Source organism: Streptomyces sp. NPDC005761, assembly GCF_040630635.1.
GTDB lineage: Bacteria > Actinomycetota > Actinomycetes > Streptomycetales > Streptomycetaceae > Streptomyces.
In genome coordinates, this window is sequence record NZ_JBEXXX010000013.1 from 152,439 (window position 1) to 168,062 (window position 15,624).

The window sequence follows — 15,624 nt, forward strand, 5'->3', positions numbered from 1 at the left end:
GGCTACTTCTCCTGCTTCTCGTCGACGCCGGGATCGGCGCCGCCCATGTTGTCCTTCTCGCCGTCCTGAACGGTCTCGGCGAGTCCTTGCAATGCCGCCCATCGAGCATCGACGACATCGTGGTGGTGGCCCGGGTTCTCGTCCAGCCTGATTCCGCATTCGGAACACAGACCGGAACAGGTCTCCGTGCACACCGGCTGCATCGGCAGTGCGAGCACCACCGCATCACGCAGCACTGACTCGAGGTCGAACAAGCCGTCCTCGAGGAAGAACCTGTCCTCGTCGTCCTCGGCGTCGTCGACCGGGTCCGCGGCCTTGCTGCGGTTCCGGTCATCGGCGTCAGGGTACGAGAACATCTCCTGGAAATCCGCCTCCACCTGAAGGGTGAGCGGCTCCAGACACCTTACGCACTCCCCCTCGGCGGATGCACGGGCGGTGCCTGTGACAAGCACACCTTCCATGACCGATTCGAGGCGGACGTCCAGCTCCACCGGTGCGCCTTCCGGCACACCGATGACCCCGTCGATACCGAGGTCCTTGGGGGCTTCCGCCGAGCGGGTCAGCCGCTTGAGGGCACCGGGACGCCGACCCAGCTCGTGCGTATCGAACACGAGGGGGTTTCGGTGGTCGAGGTGGCCGTTCAGGGCTTCTCCTGCTTTCAAATCGTGCGCATCACGCATGGTGTGGGTGGGCCGACCGGTTCGGAGTCGAAGCGGGCAGCCGGGATCGCGGACATACGCGCGACCGAAGAGCCAGGATACTGGACACATCGCCCAGCTCCCAATCCGGCCCTGAACCAGCACCGGGGCCGGCCCCCGGGAGCGCTCAGCGCTCCTGTTCGTACCGGCGGAGCTGCTCCAGGTCGATCATGCTGGTGTCGAACAGACTGGTCTCGTCCAGCGCGCCTTCGCCGTGCTGCTGAGCCTGCACCGGCTGCTGCCAGGCGTCGTAGCCCTGCGCCGGCATCGGGACCTGGACCTGGTTCGGGTCGTAGCCCTGCTGCTGATACCCCGCGTACGGATCGGACTGCTGCTGGTAGCCGGCGTAGGGGTCGGGCTGCTGGGGCTGCGCCTGGTAGGCGTCCTGCGGCTGCTCCTGGTACGCGTACGTCTGGGCGTACTGCGGCTCCGGCTGCGCCGGGTACTGCGGCTCGCTGTGCTGCTGCTGGGGCACCTGGAGCGGTTCCGGGGTGGCGAGCCCGGCCAGACCGGCCCAGTGGTCCTCGTCACTGGTGTGGCCCTGGTTGCCCGCGGCGTCCTGGGCCGCCATGTGCGCGCCGAGGTCGTCGGTGGCGACCCTGCCGTGCAGCTTCTGGCGGCCGCGGCCGACGGCCTCCAGGGTCTTGGCGAGCACCGCCTCGAAGGCGCCGAGCTTGGTGTCCACGTACTCGTCGGCCCGGCGCTGGAGCGTGGCCGGGTCGGCACTGCGCTCGGGGGCCTCGGCGAAGTCCGGATCCTCGTAGCCCTGCTCGTCGAAGCCCTGGCCCCGGCCGAGGAGCTTCTCGCGGCCCCGGTCGACCGAGCCGATCGTCTTGGTGAGGACGACCTCGAAGTTGGCGAGCTTGCTGTCGACGTACTCGTCGGCCTCGGCGCGGACCTCCTCGGCGTCCCTGCGGGCCTCACCGAGGATCCGGTCGGCCTCGGCCTGGGCCTGCCGGGCGATCTCCGTGCCGGAGATGAGCGAGCCGCGCTCGGCGTGGGCGCTCTCGATGATCCGGCCGGCCTCCTGACGGGCCTGCTCGACGAGCTGCTCGTGGCCGCCGATGACCTCCGCGGCCTGGGCGAGCGAGCCGGGCAGGGCCTCGCGCACCACTTCGAGCATCGAGAGCAGTTCGGCGCGGTTGACCACGCAGGACGCCGACATGGGCATGGACCGGGCGTTCCCGACCGCTTCGACGATCTCGTCGAGCTTCTTCTGCACGTCCACCGTGTGCTCGCCACTCTCTACTGCCGATTGGAGACGGACGGGACGACTGTACGGCCAGTCGGCGCCCACCCGACACCTGGTGACGGACTGTCAGCGCCTCACTGCTGAGCGAGGCGTTCCGTCAGTGCCTCGTGGACCAGGGGCGGCAGCAGGTGCGAGACGTCTCCGCCCCAGGTCGCCACCTCCTTGACCAGGGAGGACGACAGGAAACTGTAGGTCGGGTTGGTCGGCACGAAGAGCGTTTCGACACCCGAGAGCCCGTTGTTCATCTGGGCCATCTGGAGCTCGTAGTCGAAGTCGCTTACGGCCCGCAGGCCCTTCACGATCGCCGGGATGTCGCGCTGCTTGCAGAAGTCGACCAGCAGCCCGTGGAAGGCCTCGACCTGGACGTTGCCGAAGTCCGAGGTGACCTGGCGGATCATCTCGATCCGCTCGTCGACCGTGAACAGGCCCTTCTTGGACTGGTTGATCATCACCGCGACATGTACGACGTCGTACAGCTTCGAGGCGCGGCCGATGATGTCGAGATGTCCATTGGTGATGGGGTCGAACGACCCCGGGCAGACGGCGCGGCGCAACTTGATTCCCTCGCTCTCCGGTCCGGTCATCGTGCGTCTTCGCACGTAGCGGCGGCGCGACCGTACCAAAGCGTTCCCTCGCCGTAGCGACGGGCCCGCAATGGCTCGAATCCCTTGGGCCAGTTGAATTCTCCGCCTCTGGTGCTGCGTTCTACCGTGACGAGCGCATCGCCTGTGAGCCACCCCTGGGCACGGAGTGTGAGCAGGATCTCGCCAAGATCGTCGTCCGTCACGGCGTAGGGAGGGTCGAGGAAGACCACGTCGTACGGGTCCGCGGGGGCAGGTCCTGTCACGATCTGTTCCGCTTTGCCGGCGCGGACCTCCGCGCCGGGCAGGCCCAGGGTGCGGACGTTGTCCCGGACGGTGCGGACGGCCTTGGCGTCGGCCTCGACGAGCAGCGCGTGGACCGCTCCGCGGGAGAGCGCTTCGAGGCCGACGGCTCCCGAGCCCGCGTAGAGGTCGGCGATCCGGATGCCGTCGAGGGTGCCGAGGAGCGCCTGCCAGGTGGAGAAGAGGCCCTCGCGCGCGCGGTCGGAGGTGGGGCGGGTGCCGGTGCCGGGCGGGACGGCCAGGCGGCGTCCGCCGGCCACGCCTGCGATCACGCGGGTCATGGGTGTCTGATCCTCGGGTCGGGGGCGGCGCGCAGGGTGCTGCGGGCGCCGTGCCACCCACGATATGGCGTCGGGGCGGACAGGGCTCCCGCGGATCCCGCACCCCGCGAGCGCGTCACCCCTTGTCGAGGTACTCCTCGCGGTCCTTGTCGAGCAGGGCGTCCAGGGCGATGCGCAGTTCGGGCAGGTGCTCCAGATCCGGGTCGGCGGCCACGACCGTGACGGCTTCCTGGCGGGCGGCGGCGATGACCTCCTCGTCGTCGATGACGCTCAGGACCCGGAGCGAGGAGCGGACCCCGGACTGGGCCTGTCCGAGGACGTCGCCCTCGCGCCGCTGCTCGAGGTCGATCCGGGAGAGCTCGAAGCCGTCGAGGGTGGCGGCGACCGCGGAGAGGCGGGCGCGGGCGGGGCTCGCCTCGTGGGCCTCGCTGACCAGCAGGCAGAGGCCGGGAGCGGATCCTCGGCCCACCCGGCCACGCAGCTGGTGCAGCTGGGAGACGCCGAACCGGTCGGCGTCCATGATCACCATCGCGGTGGCGTTGGGGACGTTCACCCCGACCTCGATGACGGTGGTGGCGACCAGGACGTCGACCTGGCCCGCGGCGAAGCGGCGCATCACGTCGTCCTTGTCGTCGGGGTGCATCCTGCCGTGCAGCACCTCGACGCGCAGACCGCTCAGCGGTCCCTTGCCGAGCTGTTCGGCGATCTCCAGGACGGCGAGCGGAGGACGCTTGTCCCCCTCCTCCTTCTCCTCGGCGGCCTTCTTCTTCCCCTTCTTCTTGGCGGCGTCGTCCTCGTCGTCGCCGATGCGGGGGCAGACCACATAGGCCTGGTGGCCGTTCTCCACCTCTTCGCGGACCCGTTCCCAGGCGCGGCTCAGGAAGTGGGGCTTGTCCTTGGCGGGGACGACATGGCTGGCGATCGGCGAGCGGCCGGCCGGCAGCTGGTCCAGGACGGACGTCTCCAGGTCACCGAAGACGGTCATCGCGACCGTCCGGGGGATGGGGGTGGCGGTCATGACGAGCAGATGCGGCGGCTGCCTGCCCTTGGAACGCAGGGCGTCGCGCTGCTCTACCCCGAAACGGTGCTGCTCGTCGACGACGACCAGTCCCAGGTCGTGGAACTGCACCTTGTCCTCGATCAGCGCATGCGTCCCGATGACGATCCCGGCCTCTCCGGTGACCAGGTCGAGCAGGGCCTGCCGACGGGCCGCCATGCCCATCGAACCGGTGAGCAGCACCACCTTCGTGCCCTGGTCGGCGCCGCCGAGCATGCCGCCCTCGGCGAGCTCCCCCATCATCTCGGTGACGGACCGGTGGTGCTGCTGGGCGAGGACCTCGGTGGGCGCGAGCATGGCGGCCTGTCCCCCGGCGTCGACGGTGCCCAGCATGGCGCGCAGCGCGACCATCGTCTTCCCCGATCCGACCTCCCCCTGGAGCAGCCGGTGCATCGGGTGCTCGGTCGCCAGGTCGTCGAAGATCTCCTTGGAGACCTTGACCTGGCCGTCGGTGAGGGTGAACGGCAGTTTGGCGTCGAAGGCGTCGAGGAGTCCCCCGGGGACCGGTCCCCGGGCGACGGCGGGCAGCTGGGTGTCCGCGTATCTGCGGCGGGCCAGGGCGACCTGGAGGACGAAGGCCTCGTCCCACTTCAGCCGGTCCTTCGCCGCGGCGACGTCGTCCTTGGTCTGCGGCCGGTGGATCTTCAGCAGTGCCTCGGGCAGCGGGGTGAAGCCACGGCCTTCGCGCAGCGCGGCCGGGAGCGGGTCCACGGCCTCCCGGGCGCTGGGCAGCACCGCGTCGACCGCCTTGGCGATGCGCCAGGAGTCGAGCTGTTTGCAGGCGGGGTAGATCGGCAGCAGCCGGCCGGCGAACGCGTCCACGGCCTCGGTCGCCTCGGCCTCGTCGGCGGACTCGGCGTCCAGCAGCTGGTACGTGGGGTGGGCCAGCTGCATCTTGCGGTTGAAGACGGAGACCTTGCCGGCGAACATGGCCCGCCGCCCCGGGAGCAGCTCCTTGTGCGGCTTGTGGACGCCGTGCCCGAAGAAGACCAGCTGGAGCCGGCCGTGGCCGTCGGTGAGCGTCACTTCGAGGCGCTTGCCCCGGCCGCCGTTGAACGTCATCACCCGGGCGTCGTCGACCTGGGCGACGACCGTCACGTGCTCGTCGAGCGGGAGGTCGGTCAGCGCCGTGAGCCGGCCGCGCTCCTCGTACCGCCGTGGGTAGTGGTGGAGGAGATCACCGACCGTGTGCAGGTCGAGGTGCTCGGCCATCACCTTCGCGGTGGCGCCACCGAGCAGCTTCTTGAGGGGTTCGTCGAACGCAGACACGCGATCCATTGCACACCACGCCACTGACAGTTGTCCGAGGGGCGCCACCGGGCCGCGATAAGTCCTGGTCAGAATCGTGCCCGCAACCCTAGGATCGGCTCCCCCGCTTCTCGTTCGCGATCACCCATCGAGGGATCGCCCGACCCGCGCTGTCGCAAGTCCCCCCACCGGCGCTGCGACGATGACATCTGAGACCTCAGCGAATTCCGCGCCCACCGAGTCCGCCGCCGTCCAGGAGCCGCACACCTTCCAGGTGGATCTGCGCGGACTGGTCGACCTTCTCTCCCATCATCTCTACTCCTCTCCCCGCGTCTATCTGCGCGAGCTGCTGCAGAACGCGGTGGACGCCGTCACGGCCCGCCGTGCGGGGCAGCCCGACGCCCCCGCTCTGGTGCGGCTGTACGCCGAGGGCGGCCGGCTGCGTGTCGAGGACAGCGGCATCGGGCTGACCGAGACCGATGTGCACAGCCTGCTCGCCACGATCGGCCGCAGCTCCAAGCGGGACGGGGCCGAGGGGCTCGCCTCGGCGCGGGCGGAATTCCTCGGCCAGTTCGGCATCGGGCTGCTGGCGTGCTTCGTCGTCGCGGCCGAGATCCGGGTGGTGAGCCGCTCCGCGCGGACGCCCGGTGCGCCGCCGGTGGAGTGGTGTGCCCGTGACGACGGTTCGTACACCGTCCGCACGCTTCCCGACAGTGCGCGCCCGGAGCCCGGCACCACCGTGCACCTGACGGCCCGGCCGGGCAGCGCCCAGTGGCTGTCCGAGGAGCGGGTCCTCGCGCTGGCCCGGGATTTCGGTTCGCTGCTGCCCTACGACGTGCGGGTCGGCGAGGTGGCCGTCACCGGTCTGCCGGCGCCGTGGGACCGGGCGTACGCGAGTCGGGCAGGGCGGCGGGTGGCGCTGGCGCGCCACTGCCACGAGCAGTTCGGCTTCACGCCGCTCGACACGATCGATCTCGATCTGCCGCTCGCCGGGATCCGCGGGGTGGCCCACGTCCTGCCGTCCGCCGTCAGTCCGGCGCAGCGCGCGGGTCACCGGGTCCATCTGAAGGGCATGCTGCTGACGGACCGGGCGGACGAGCTGCTGCCGGAGTGGGCGTTCTTCGTACGGTGCGTCATCGACACGGACAGTCTGCGGCCCACCGCCTCGCGGGAGGCGCTGTACGCGGACGAAACCCTCTCCGCGGTGCGGGACGCGCTGGGCGAGCGCATCAGGGACTGGCTCACGGGGCTGGCGGCGGGCGAACCCGAGCGGCTGGCGGAGTTCCTGTCCGTGCACCACCTGGGGGTGAAGTCGCTCGCCCGGCACGACGGCGCCATGCTGCGCACGATGCTGCCGTGGCTGCCGTTCGAGACGACGGACGGCCGGCTGTCGCTGGAGGAGTTCGCCCGGCGCCATCCGGTGGTGCACTTCACCCGGACCGTGGAGGAGTTCCGGCAGGTCGCGCCGATCGCCTCCGCGCAGGGCATCGGGGTGGTCAACGGCGGCTACACGTACGACACCGAGCTCGTCGAGCGGCTGCCCGCGGCCCGGCCGGGGACGGTGGTCGCGGAGCTGGACGCCGACACGGTCACCGCGCACCTGGACTCCGTGGACCCGCAGGAGGAGCTGGCGCTCGGCGCGTTCCTCACGGCGGCGCGCGCCAGGCTGGATCCGCTCGGCTGCGATGTGGCGGTGCGCGCCTTCCATCCGCTGACGGTGCCGGCACTGCACCTGGACGACCGCTCGGCCCGCCACGAGCAGGCGCGTGCCGAGGCCGAGGAGCAGGCGGACGACCTGTGGGCGGACATCCTGGGCTCGCTGCGCGGCAGCGCGCCACGGGCCCGGCTCGTCCTGAACCATCTCAATCCGCTGATCCGCCGGATCAGTTCGCTGGACAGCGAGGAGCTGGCGGTGACCGCGACGGAGGCGTTGTACGGGCAGGCGCTGCTGATGGCGCAGCGGCCGCTGCGGCCCGCCGACTCGGCGCTGCTGAACCGGGCGTTCCTCGGCCTGCTGGAGTGGGCCACGCATCCCGCCGCTCCGGGGCACTCCCCCGCGAACCCTCAGGAGGACGGCCGATGAGCACCGATGCGGCGACCATCCGCCAGGCGTTGCGGGACAACCAGGAGGAGCCGGAGGGGCCCGCGCGGAACGCCCGTGCGGAGCGGCTGCTGGCCGGGGCGGAGCAGAGCGGGGACGCGGCGCTGCTCGTCGAGGCGCTCGTCCATCAGCTGCAGGTCTACAACTACAGCTCCGAGAAGGACAAGATGTTCGTCCCGTTCGCGCGGCTGCTGCGGCTGTGGGACGAACGGCCGGGCGACTTCGACCCGTTCATGACCCACCATCTGTTCTGGATGTTCAAGTGGGTCTCCAGCTCCATGGTCGACCAGCCGCACATCCCGCTGGCCGCCATCGAGAAGTGGCAGGGCGAGATGGAGCGCCGCTACCGGCTGGCGGGGCATTCCGAGCGGGCGGTGCGCCAGGGCGAGCTGGAGATCGCCCGGCACCTGGGCGATCTGGAGCGGGCCGGGCAGGCGTACACCGCCTGGCAGGCGGCGGACCGGGACCGGATGGCCAACTGCCACGCCTGCGAGCTGCACGAGCAGGGGAACTGGCAGGCGCTGCGGGGGCTGGACGAGGAGGCGCTGACGGCCTGGTCGCCGGTGCTGGAGGGTGAGCACGTCTGCGCACACGAGCCGCATGCGGTGCTGGCCGCCTCCTTGCTGCCGCTCCTGCGGACCGGCCGTGCGGAGCAGGCCCGCGCGCATCACCTGCGCGGGTACCGGATGGTGCGGCCGATGGAGAGCATGCGGTACTCGGTCGCCCTGCACGTCGAGTTCTGTGCGCTGACCGGCAACGAGCCGCGCGCGCTGGAGATCCTGGCGGACCGGCCCGCGTACTTCACCGACAGCGGGAACCCCGGCAGCCTGATGGACTTCCTGACGGTCACCGCCGTGCTGATGGACCGGCTGACCGAGCTGGGGCACGGCGCCCAGCCGGTACCGGGCCCGGCCGGTACGGACTGGACCGCGGCGTTGCTGGCAGTTGAGGCGCGGACCCAGGCACTGGCTCTGGCTGCCCGCTTCGACACCCGCAACGGCAACGGCCACGTGGGCGCGCAGGTGCGCGAACGTCTGGCGCGCCGCCCGCTGCTGGACCGGCTGCCGCTCGGGGTACGGGCCGTCCCGCTCGCGGCACCGTCCGAGGCCCCGGCGCCTGCCGTGCGCCCTGCCGCGACCGGCCCCGCGGCGGACCTGGCGGGCCTGCTGGCCGAGGCGCACCGGCTCTCGGACGCCGGGCATCCGGACGCCCGGGCCGCCTGGCGGGCGGTCGCCGAGCGAGCCGGGGAGGCAGGGGGTGAGGCGGACGCGCTGAGCGCCCACGACCGGGCGAGCGTGGAGGACCACCGCGCGATGAGCCCCTCACTGCCGCCCGCGGAGGCTGCGGAGGCCTTCCGGACGGCCGCCCGGCTCTACGAGGAGGCCGGAGACCGAGGCGAGGCCGTCGCGGCACAGGCCAGGCGCGCCTTCCTCCGGTCGACGGAGGAGGGCGCGGCCGACGAGGCACTGGCGGAGATCGCGCCGCTCGTGGAACTGGTCCGGGCCCTGCACGCGGAGGGCCTCGCCACGGGCCGGCAGGTGAGCGGTGTGCTGGTCTGCCGGGCCCGGGCCCACCAGCAGCGGATGTTCCAGGCCGCGGACGAGGAGTCGACGGCAGCGGCGGTCGCCGCGCTGGAGCAGGCGGCCCGGGAGGTGCTCGCGTTCGCCGAGCCCCTGCTCGGACGGGACGAGGTGGCCACCAGGGTCTCGGAGGCTCTGGGCTTCCTCGCGGACGTCTCGGCGTACCGCGGCGACGGTCCGGCGGCGGCTGAACTGTACGGGCGGGCGGCGGCCGTGGTGAACGCGGCGCAACAGCCGTGGTACGCCGTCGAGTACGAGGCCAGGACGGCACGGATCGCCGCGCAGCTGGACGACCACGAGACGGCGGAGCGGGCCGCGCGGAAGGCCCTGGAGCACGGCAGTACCTCGCTGTCCGCCGCGGGGCGGGCCCGGCTGCATCTGATACTCGCCGAAGTGCTCGGCGCGACGGGCCGGTTCGACGAGGCCACCGGGCACGCCCTCGACTCGGCGCACTGGGCGGACGAGGCGGGCGAGAGTGCCACGCTGGGGGCGCATGCCCGGCACCAGCTCGGCGGCTGGCTGCTCCGGCTGGGGCGCGCGGCGGAGGCGGCGGCCGTTCTGGAGGCGGTACTGCCGGATCTCTCGGCCGAGGAGCACGGGGACGGCATGGTCGTCCAGACGCTGTGGTGGCTCGGCGACGGGCTGTCCACGCTCGGTGAACCGCGGGCGGCCGCGGAGCACTGGCTGCGGGCGGCGGACGTCGCGCGCGCCTGGCCGGAGCAGCACGACCACGCGATGCTCGCCCAGCTCGCCGGCCAGGCTCTGTACCGGGCCGAACTGAACCAGGAGGCCGAGCGGGCGTACGAGCGGGCCGGGGAGCTGTGGCGGGCGCTCGGTGACGTGCCCGCGCTGGCAAGGACGTTGCGGGTGCGGGCCTGGATCGCGATTCGGGACGGTCTGCCGGGACTCGGCGCGGCACGGGCGTTCATGGCCGAGGCGGAACGGGAGTGCGAGGGCCCGCTGCTGCGGGCGGATCTCGCGGACACGTACCGCCAGACCGCCGAACTGCTCGCCCACGCGTGCGAGGGCGACCCGGGGGAGGCCGCGGACGATCCGGCGCGGCTGGCGTACGAGGAGGCGCTCGGTTACGTCGACCGGGCGGCGGCGGCCTTCGACGAGGCCGGCCCCGAACACCTCGACCGGCGTACGGCCGCCGGCCTGATGGCCGCCTGGCTCGAGGCGGACCTGGGCCGTGCGGACGCGGCGCTGAGGCGGGCCGCGGAGGTGCTCGCGGCGTACGAGGGGGTGCCGGCGGGCACGGACGGGACGGTGGACGCGCGACGGTCGGAGGTGGAGTCGGTGCGGGGGTACGTGGCGGGGGCGTAGCCCCGCTCGTCCGGACGGGGCGCCTCGTCCTCGGTCGCCGGACGGGCCCGGCCCCGTCCGACGATCGAGAACACGCGGCGGCGGTGTTACTCCACGCCGATCAGCAGCGGAGCGCACTGGTGGCCGCCGCGGTAGACCACCGTGTCCACCGCCAGGTAGCCCTCGCGGACGTGTTCCTCCAGGGCGTCGGCCAGGGTGCCGGGGACGTCCTCGCCGAGGACCAGCGTGACGAGTTCGCCGCCCGCCGCCAGCATCCGGTCCAGCACCTTGCGGGCCGTTTCCGGGACGTCCTCGCCGATGACGGCCACATCGCCGTCGATCAGGCCCAGGATGTCGCCGGTTTGGCAGATGCCCGCCATGGTCCAGGACTGCCGTTCGGCGACGGCCAGTTCGGCGTAGCGGGTGGCGCCGGCTGCCGCGGTCATCGCGACGACGTCCTCGTCGAAGCTGCGGTCCGGTTCGTGGACGGCCAGGGCCGCGATGCCCTGGACGGCGGCCCGGGTGGGGATGAGGGCGACCCGGATGCCTTCGGTCCGGGCCTGCTCGGCGGCGGCCGCCGCGGTGTGGCGCAGGTCTCCGTCGTTGGGCAGGAGCACCACCTCGCGGGCGTGCGCGCGGCGGATGGCGTCGACGAGTTCGCCGCTGGCCGGGGGCTCACCCGGCCTCGCGAGCACCGTCGTCGCACCGGCCTCCGCGCACAGGCCGCCGAGGCCGTCGCCGGGGACGACCACGACGACGGCGCGCTGGGCGGGTTCGGGGCGGGCGTGCACCCGGTCCGCGGCGAAGTGGGTGATCCGGATGCGGTACGGCCGCCCGGCCTCGACACCGGCCTCCACCGCCGCTCCCGCGTCGTCGACGTGTACATGGACGTTCCACAGCCCGTCGCCGCCGACCACCACGAGGGAGTCTCCCAGCCCGTCGAGCCGGACCCGCAGCCGTTCCACGGCCTCGTCGTCGGCCTCCAGCAGGTAGATGACCTCGAAGGCCGGTCCGTCCTGCGGGTCGTCGCCCGCGGGACAGTCCGCGCCGGCGACGTGCGCGGGGGGCAACGTGGGCACCCGTTCCGGGGCCCGGCCCGAGACCGCCTCGACGAGCGCGCCGAGCACCGCCACGAGTCCCCGTCCGCCCGCGTCGACGACCCCGGCCCGGCCGAGGACGGCGAGCTGCCCGGGGGTCGCGTCCAGGGCCGTCCGCGCCCCTTCGTACGCCGCCCGCACCACCGCGGGCGCGCCTGCGCCGTCCGCCACCCGCGCCGCGGCTGCGGCGGCCTCGGCGGCCACGGTCAGGACCGTGCCCTCGACGGGGTGGGCGACCGCCTCACGGGCCGACGTCGCCGCTCTGCTGAGCGCGAGGCGCAGCCGGCCGGCGCCCGCTCCTTCGGCCAGGACCCCGGCCATACCACGCAGCAGTTGCGCCAGGATCGTGCCGGAGTTCCCGCGGGCCCCGATCAGCGCCCCGTGCGCCATGGCACGTACCGCGTCGGCCGTGGAGGGCACCGAGGTGCCGGTCTCGTGGGCGGCGAAGACCGCCTCGACGGCTGCCGCCGCGGATTCCACGGTCAGGTAGAGATTGGTTCCCGTGTCGCCGTCGGCGACGGGATACACGTTGATCGCGTCGATGGCCTCGCGCTCGCGGCCCAGTGCGTCCAGCGCCAGTGAGCACCAGGTACGCACCGCGACGGCGTCCAGGTCGTCGGCGGTCTGCGGCACCTGATGGTCCTCCTCGAAACGCGTACCGGGGCGGCGGGCTGCACCGCAGAGTAGCCCCGGCCGGCGGCCGGGACGGGCCCAGGGGCGGGGCGGGCGGCTGTGGACCCATGGTAGTTTCGTATCTCCGACGCAGCCGTTGTATGCTGCTTCGGTTGCCCGACGAGAGTCGGGAACATTCCCCCGGTACCGCCACTTCAGTCAATGAATCCGGCGTGCCGGAATTCACTGTAAGTGCATCTGAAGTTTTGGAGTGACCCGTGGCTGCCAACTGCGACGTTTGCGGCAAGGGGCCGAGCTTCGGCAACAGCATTTCGCACTCGCACCGCCGTACGTCCCGTCGCTGGAATCCCAACATCCAGCGCGTGCGTGCCGTGGTCGGGCGGACGCCGAAGCGGCTCAACGTCTGCACCTCGTGCATCAAGGCCGGCAAGGTCGCGCGCTGACGTTCCCGTCGTAGCGCAGCCCTACCGGTTGCCCAAAAAGCCGGTCCACCTCGGTGGACCGGCTTTTTGCTGTGCTCTTCCGGGGGGAGCGGATCAGCGGGCGTCCCGCAGTCGCCACCCGTGGTCGACCGGGCCGATCCCCGACCCCAGCGGGAAGCCCGCCGCGATCGCGCCGGTGACGTAGACCTTGGCGGCCCGCACCGCCGTGGGCACGTCCTGGCCGCGGGCCAGTCCGCAGGCGATGGCGGAGGCGAGGGTGCAGCCCGTGCCGTGGGTGTGGCGGTTGTCGTGGCGAGGAGCGCGCAGCCAGTGCTCCTCGATGCCGTCCGTGAGGAGGTCCACGGGCTCGCCCGGCAGGTGCCCGCCCTTGACGACGACCCAGCGCGGCCCGTAACCGAGCAGTGCGGACGCCGCCTGCCGCATTCCGGCCTCGTCGGTGACCGTGATGCCGGTGAGCTGCGCCACTTCGTCGAGGTTCGGGGTCGCCACGGTCGCGACGGGCAGCAGCTTCGTCCGGACCGAGTCGAGTGCTTCGGCGGCCAGCAGCGGATCTCCGTGCTTGGAGACGCCGACCGGGTCGACGACGGCGGGGGCGTCCGTCCCGGCCAGGAGCGCGGCGACGGTCTCGACGAGCAGCGCCGACGACAGCATGCCGGTCTTGACGGCGCTCACGCCGATGTCGTCCACGACGCTGCGGTACTGGGCGCGTACGGCGTCCGCGGGCAGTTCCCAGGCACCCTGCACGCCGAGCGAGTTCTGGGCGGTGACGGCGGTCAGCACGCTCATGCCGTGGACGCCGTGCGCCAGCATCGTCTTCAGGTCGGCCTGGATGCCGGCACCGCCGCCGGAATCGGATCCGGCGACGGTGAGCACTCGGGGCGGTACGGCGGAGGAGGGTATGGGCATACGCCGCAATCTACTGGGCGTCCTCGATGTCGCCGAAGTGGTCCCACCCGCTCTTGCTGGTCCAGGGCGCCCCGTCGACCGTCACCTGCGGCAGCGCCGAGGGGTTGAGGACCTCTCCGATCACCTTCCAGCGGGCCGGCAGCTTCACGTCGGACGGGAACGTCGCGACGATCGCGTGGTCCTCGCCGCCGGTGAGCACCCACTGGAGCGGGTCCACGCCGACGGCCTGCCCGATGTCGGACATCTGGGACGGGATGTCGATGAGCCCGGAACGCAGGTCGATGCGGACCTTGCTGGCCTCGGCGATGTGGCCGAGGTCGGCGACGAGCCCGTCGCTGACGTCCGTCATCGCGGTGGCGCCGAGCCCGGCCGCCGCGGGGCCCGCGTGGTACGGCGGCTCGGGACGGCGGTGGGCCTCCACGAAGGCACGGGGTGAGCGGAATCCGCGGGAGAGGACTGCGTACCCGGCGGCGGACCAGCCGAGCCAGCCGGTGACGGCGACGACGTCGCCGGGCTGGGCTCCCGCCCTGGTGACGGGTTCGTGGTTGCGCAGATCACCGAGCGCTGTGATCGCGACGGTGATGGTGTCGCCGCGCACGACATCTCCGCCGACCACGGCCGCCCCCGCGACCTGGCACTCGTCGCGGATGCCGTCCATCAGCTCTCCGGCCCAGGTGACCGGGAGTTCGGCGGGGACGACGAGGCCGAGGAGCAGTGCGGTGGGCACGGCGCCCATGGCGGCGATGTCGGCGAGGTTCTGCGCGGCGGCCTTGCGGCCGACGTCGTACGCGGTCGACCAGTCACGCCGGAAGTGCCGTCCCTCCAGCAGGATGTCCGTGCTGGCCACGACCCTGCGGTCGGGGGCGGTGACGACCGCGGCGTCGTCGCCGGGCCCCAGCCGTACCGCCGGAGTGGTGGTGAGCCGGGAGGTCAGTTCCCTGATGAGCCCGAACTCCCCCAACTCGCCCACGGTTCCCTTCACCGAGTCCCACCTCTCATCTATGGGGCCGGACGGGCGTCCGGCCTGCTTCAGCGGCCGGACGTCCGGACCGTGCTCCGCCCTGGTGGTCACGGTCACGCCCGTCCCGCCTGTCCCCCGTCCGCGCCGCTGAGCTTGCGGTCGCGGGCCGTCACTGCTGTCGGTACTGTCAAGAGATACGTCAACTTGTGCGTTCTGTACGCCACGCTGTGGGCGTCATCCGGCCCGCAGGTCTCCCCGCGGCCCGCGGCAACGCGATAACGTGGCGTCCCTTTCCCCCACATGATCCTCGTGGCCGCCCTGGAGGTTCCGTGGTACAGGCGTACATCCTTATCCAGACCGAGGTGGGCAAGGCGTCGACAGTCGCCGAGACCATCGCCAAGATTCCGGGAGTGATCCAGGCAGAGGACGTCACCGGTCCCTACGACGTGATCGTGCGGGCCCAGGCCGACACCGTCGACGAACTCGGACGCATGGTGGTCGCCAAGGTCCAGCAGGTGGACGGCATCACCCGAACCCTGACCTGTCCGGTCGTTCACCTGTAGCCCCCGTCTACGCTGGGCCGGTGACATCTTCCCGCCGCCGGCTCCCCCACCCCGTGCTTCTCGGTCCGTCCGCCGCCCTGGTACTCCTGGCCGCGGTCGGCTGCACTTCCACGGATCCGGCGGCATCGGTCTCGGTACCGACGCCCTCCTCGGAAGCCGCAGCCTACTGCCGCGCGCTGCACAAGGAGCTGCCGAGTTCCGTCGCCGGTCTGGAGCGCAGCGATCCCGCACCCCGTTCGGATCTGACCGCCGGGTGGGGGGACGGGGCGATCGTACTGCGCTGCGGTGTCGCGCGCCCCGCGAAGATGGACGACGCCCAGGCGAAGGCCGCCGAGGCCGACGGCGTCAACTGGCTGCTGGAACAGCGGGAGGACGACGGGCCGCGGTTCACGACCACCCTGCGCAAGGCGTACGTAGAGGTCTCGCTCTCGGAGGCGTACGCGCACGACGCGACCCCGCTGGCGGCCTTCGCGGCGCCGGTCAAGAAGACGGTTCCCAGCGGCCTGTAGGGGGTACGAGGGGGGGATGACGAGGAGCTCCGCCGGCTTCAGGACCAGCGAGCCGAAGCGCTGCCCGGCCCACTCCTCGATCAGCGGCCGGAACGCGATCGTGAGC

General features: G+C 72.2%; 13 protein-coding genes. 5 read left to right on the top strand and 8 right to left on the bottom strand.

What is annotated here, in order from left to right; genetic code table 11:
* Positions 1-2: 2 nt before the first annotated feature.
* The 5 genes from ABZ434_RS15570 to recG all read right to left on the bottom strand — a co-directional run bounded on the left by ABZ434_RS15570 (position 3) and on the right by recG (position 5,450).
* Positions 3-611, bottom strand: a complete 609-nt coding sequence (locus ABZ434_RS15570; protein ID WP_359135855.1) for a DUF177 domain-containing protein — start codon at positions 609-611, stop codon at positions 3-5.
* Positions 612-825: 214 nt separating this feature from the next.
* Positions 826-1,926 carry a cell division initiation protein gene (locus ABZ434_RS15575; RefSeq protein ID WP_359135823.1) on the bottom strand — a complete coding sequence of 367 codons (1,101 nt, stop codon included), beginning with the start codon at positions 1,924-1,926 and terminating at the stop codon, positions 826-828.
* A 98-nt stretch (positions 1,927-2,024) separates the two neighbouring features.
* Positions 2,025-2,504, bottom strand: a complete 480-nt coding sequence (gene coaD / locus ABZ434_RS15580) for a pantetheine-phosphate adenylyltransferase (RefSeq protein ID WP_359135856.1) — start codon at positions 2,502-2,504, stop codon at positions 2,025-2,027.
* A gap of 26 nt (positions 2,505-2,530) precedes the next feature.
* Positions 2,531-3,115, bottom strand: coding sequence for a 16S rRNA (guanine(966)-N(2))-methyltransferase RsmD (rsmD, locus tag ABZ434_RS15585; RefSeq protein WP_359135825.1), 585 nt, complete (start codon positions 3,113-3,115; stop codon positions 2,531-2,533).
* A 115-nt stretch (positions 3,116-3,230) separates the two neighbouring features.
* Entirely contained in the window at positions 3,231-5,450 is a 2,220-nt protein-coding gene (gene recG, locus ABZ434_RS15590) for an ATP-dependent DNA helicase RecG (RefSeq protein ID WP_359135827.1), read from the bottom strand.
* A 172-nt stretch (positions 5,451-5,622) separates the two neighbouring features.
* Between recG and ABZ434_RS15595 the strand changes: the two genes are divergently transcribed.
* Both ABZ434_RS15595 and ABZ434_RS15600 read left to right on the top strand, forming a co-directional pair.
* Positions 5,623-7,503, top strand: coding sequence for an HSP90 family protein (locus ABZ434_RS15595; RefSeq protein WP_359135829.1), 1,881 nt, complete (start codon positions 5,623-5,625; stop codon positions 7,501-7,503).
* The gene (locus ABZ434_RS15600) at positions 7,500-10,427 is read left to right on the top strand and encodes a tetratricopeptide repeat protein (RefSeq protein ID WP_359135831.1); all 2,928 of its coding nucleotides are present in this window, start codon (positions 7,500-7,502) and stop codon (positions 10,425-10,427) included. Before ABZ434_RS15595 ends, ABZ434_RS15600 begins: the two co-directional genes overlap by 4 nt.
* 86 nt (positions 10,428-10,513) lie before the next feature.
* Here the strand turns inward: ABZ434_RS15600 and ABZ434_RS15605 are convergent, their stop codons facing one another.
* A complete protein-coding gene (locus tag ABZ434_RS15605) occupies positions 10,514-12,136 on the bottom strand; it encodes a DAK2 domain-containing protein (RefSeq protein WP_359135833.1) in 1,623 nt (540 codons plus the stop codon).
* A 257-nt stretch (positions 12,137-12,393) separates the two neighbouring features.
* Between ABZ434_RS15605 and rpmB the strand changes: the two genes are divergently transcribed.
* Positions 12,394-12,579: a 50S ribosomal protein L28 gene (rpmB, locus tag ABZ434_RS15610; RefSeq protein ID WP_003965989.1), complete on the top strand. Its 186-nt coding sequence runs from the start codon at positions 12,394-12,396 to the stop codon at positions 12,577-12,579.
* Positions 12,580-12,672: 93 nt separating this feature from the next.
* On the opposite strand, the gene thiD is transcribed toward rpmB, so the two are convergent.
* Together thiD and ABZ434_RS15620 are read right to left on the bottom strand one after the other, a co-directional pair.
* Positions 12,673-13,485 (bottom strand): bifunctional hydroxymethylpyrimidine kinase/phosphomethylpyrimidine kinase, encoded by an 813-nt coding sequence (gene thiD, locus ABZ434_RS15615; protein WP_359135835.1) that lies wholly within the window; start codon positions 13,483-13,485, stop codon positions 12,673-12,675.
* 10 nt (positions 13,486-13,495) lie between these two features.
* Positions 13,496-14,467 carry a thiamine-phosphate kinase gene (locus ABZ434_RS15620; protein WP_359135837.1) on the bottom strand — a complete coding sequence of 324 codons (972 nt, stop codon included), beginning with the start codon at positions 14,465-14,467 and terminating at the stop codon, positions 13,496-13,498.
* Between the two features lie 308 nt (positions 14,468-14,775).
* Here ABZ434_RS15620 and ABZ434_RS15625 point away from each other — a divergent pair, with 308 nt between their 5' ends.
* Both ABZ434_RS15625 and ABZ434_RS15630 read left to right on the top strand, forming a co-directional pair.
* Positions 14,776-15,009 (top strand): Lrp/AsnC ligand binding domain-containing protein, encoded by a 234-nt coding sequence (locus ABZ434_RS15625; protein ID WP_064070330.1) that lies wholly within the window; start codon positions 14,776-14,778, stop codon positions 15,007-15,009.
* 20 nt (positions 15,010-15,029) lie between these two features.
* Positions 15,030-15,518, top strand: a complete 489-nt coding sequence (locus tag ABZ434_RS15630) for a DUF3515 domain-containing protein (RefSeq protein WP_359135840.1) — start codon at positions 15,030-15,032, stop codon at positions 15,516-15,518.
* The last annotated feature ends 106 nt before the right edge of the window (positions 15,519-15,624 follow it).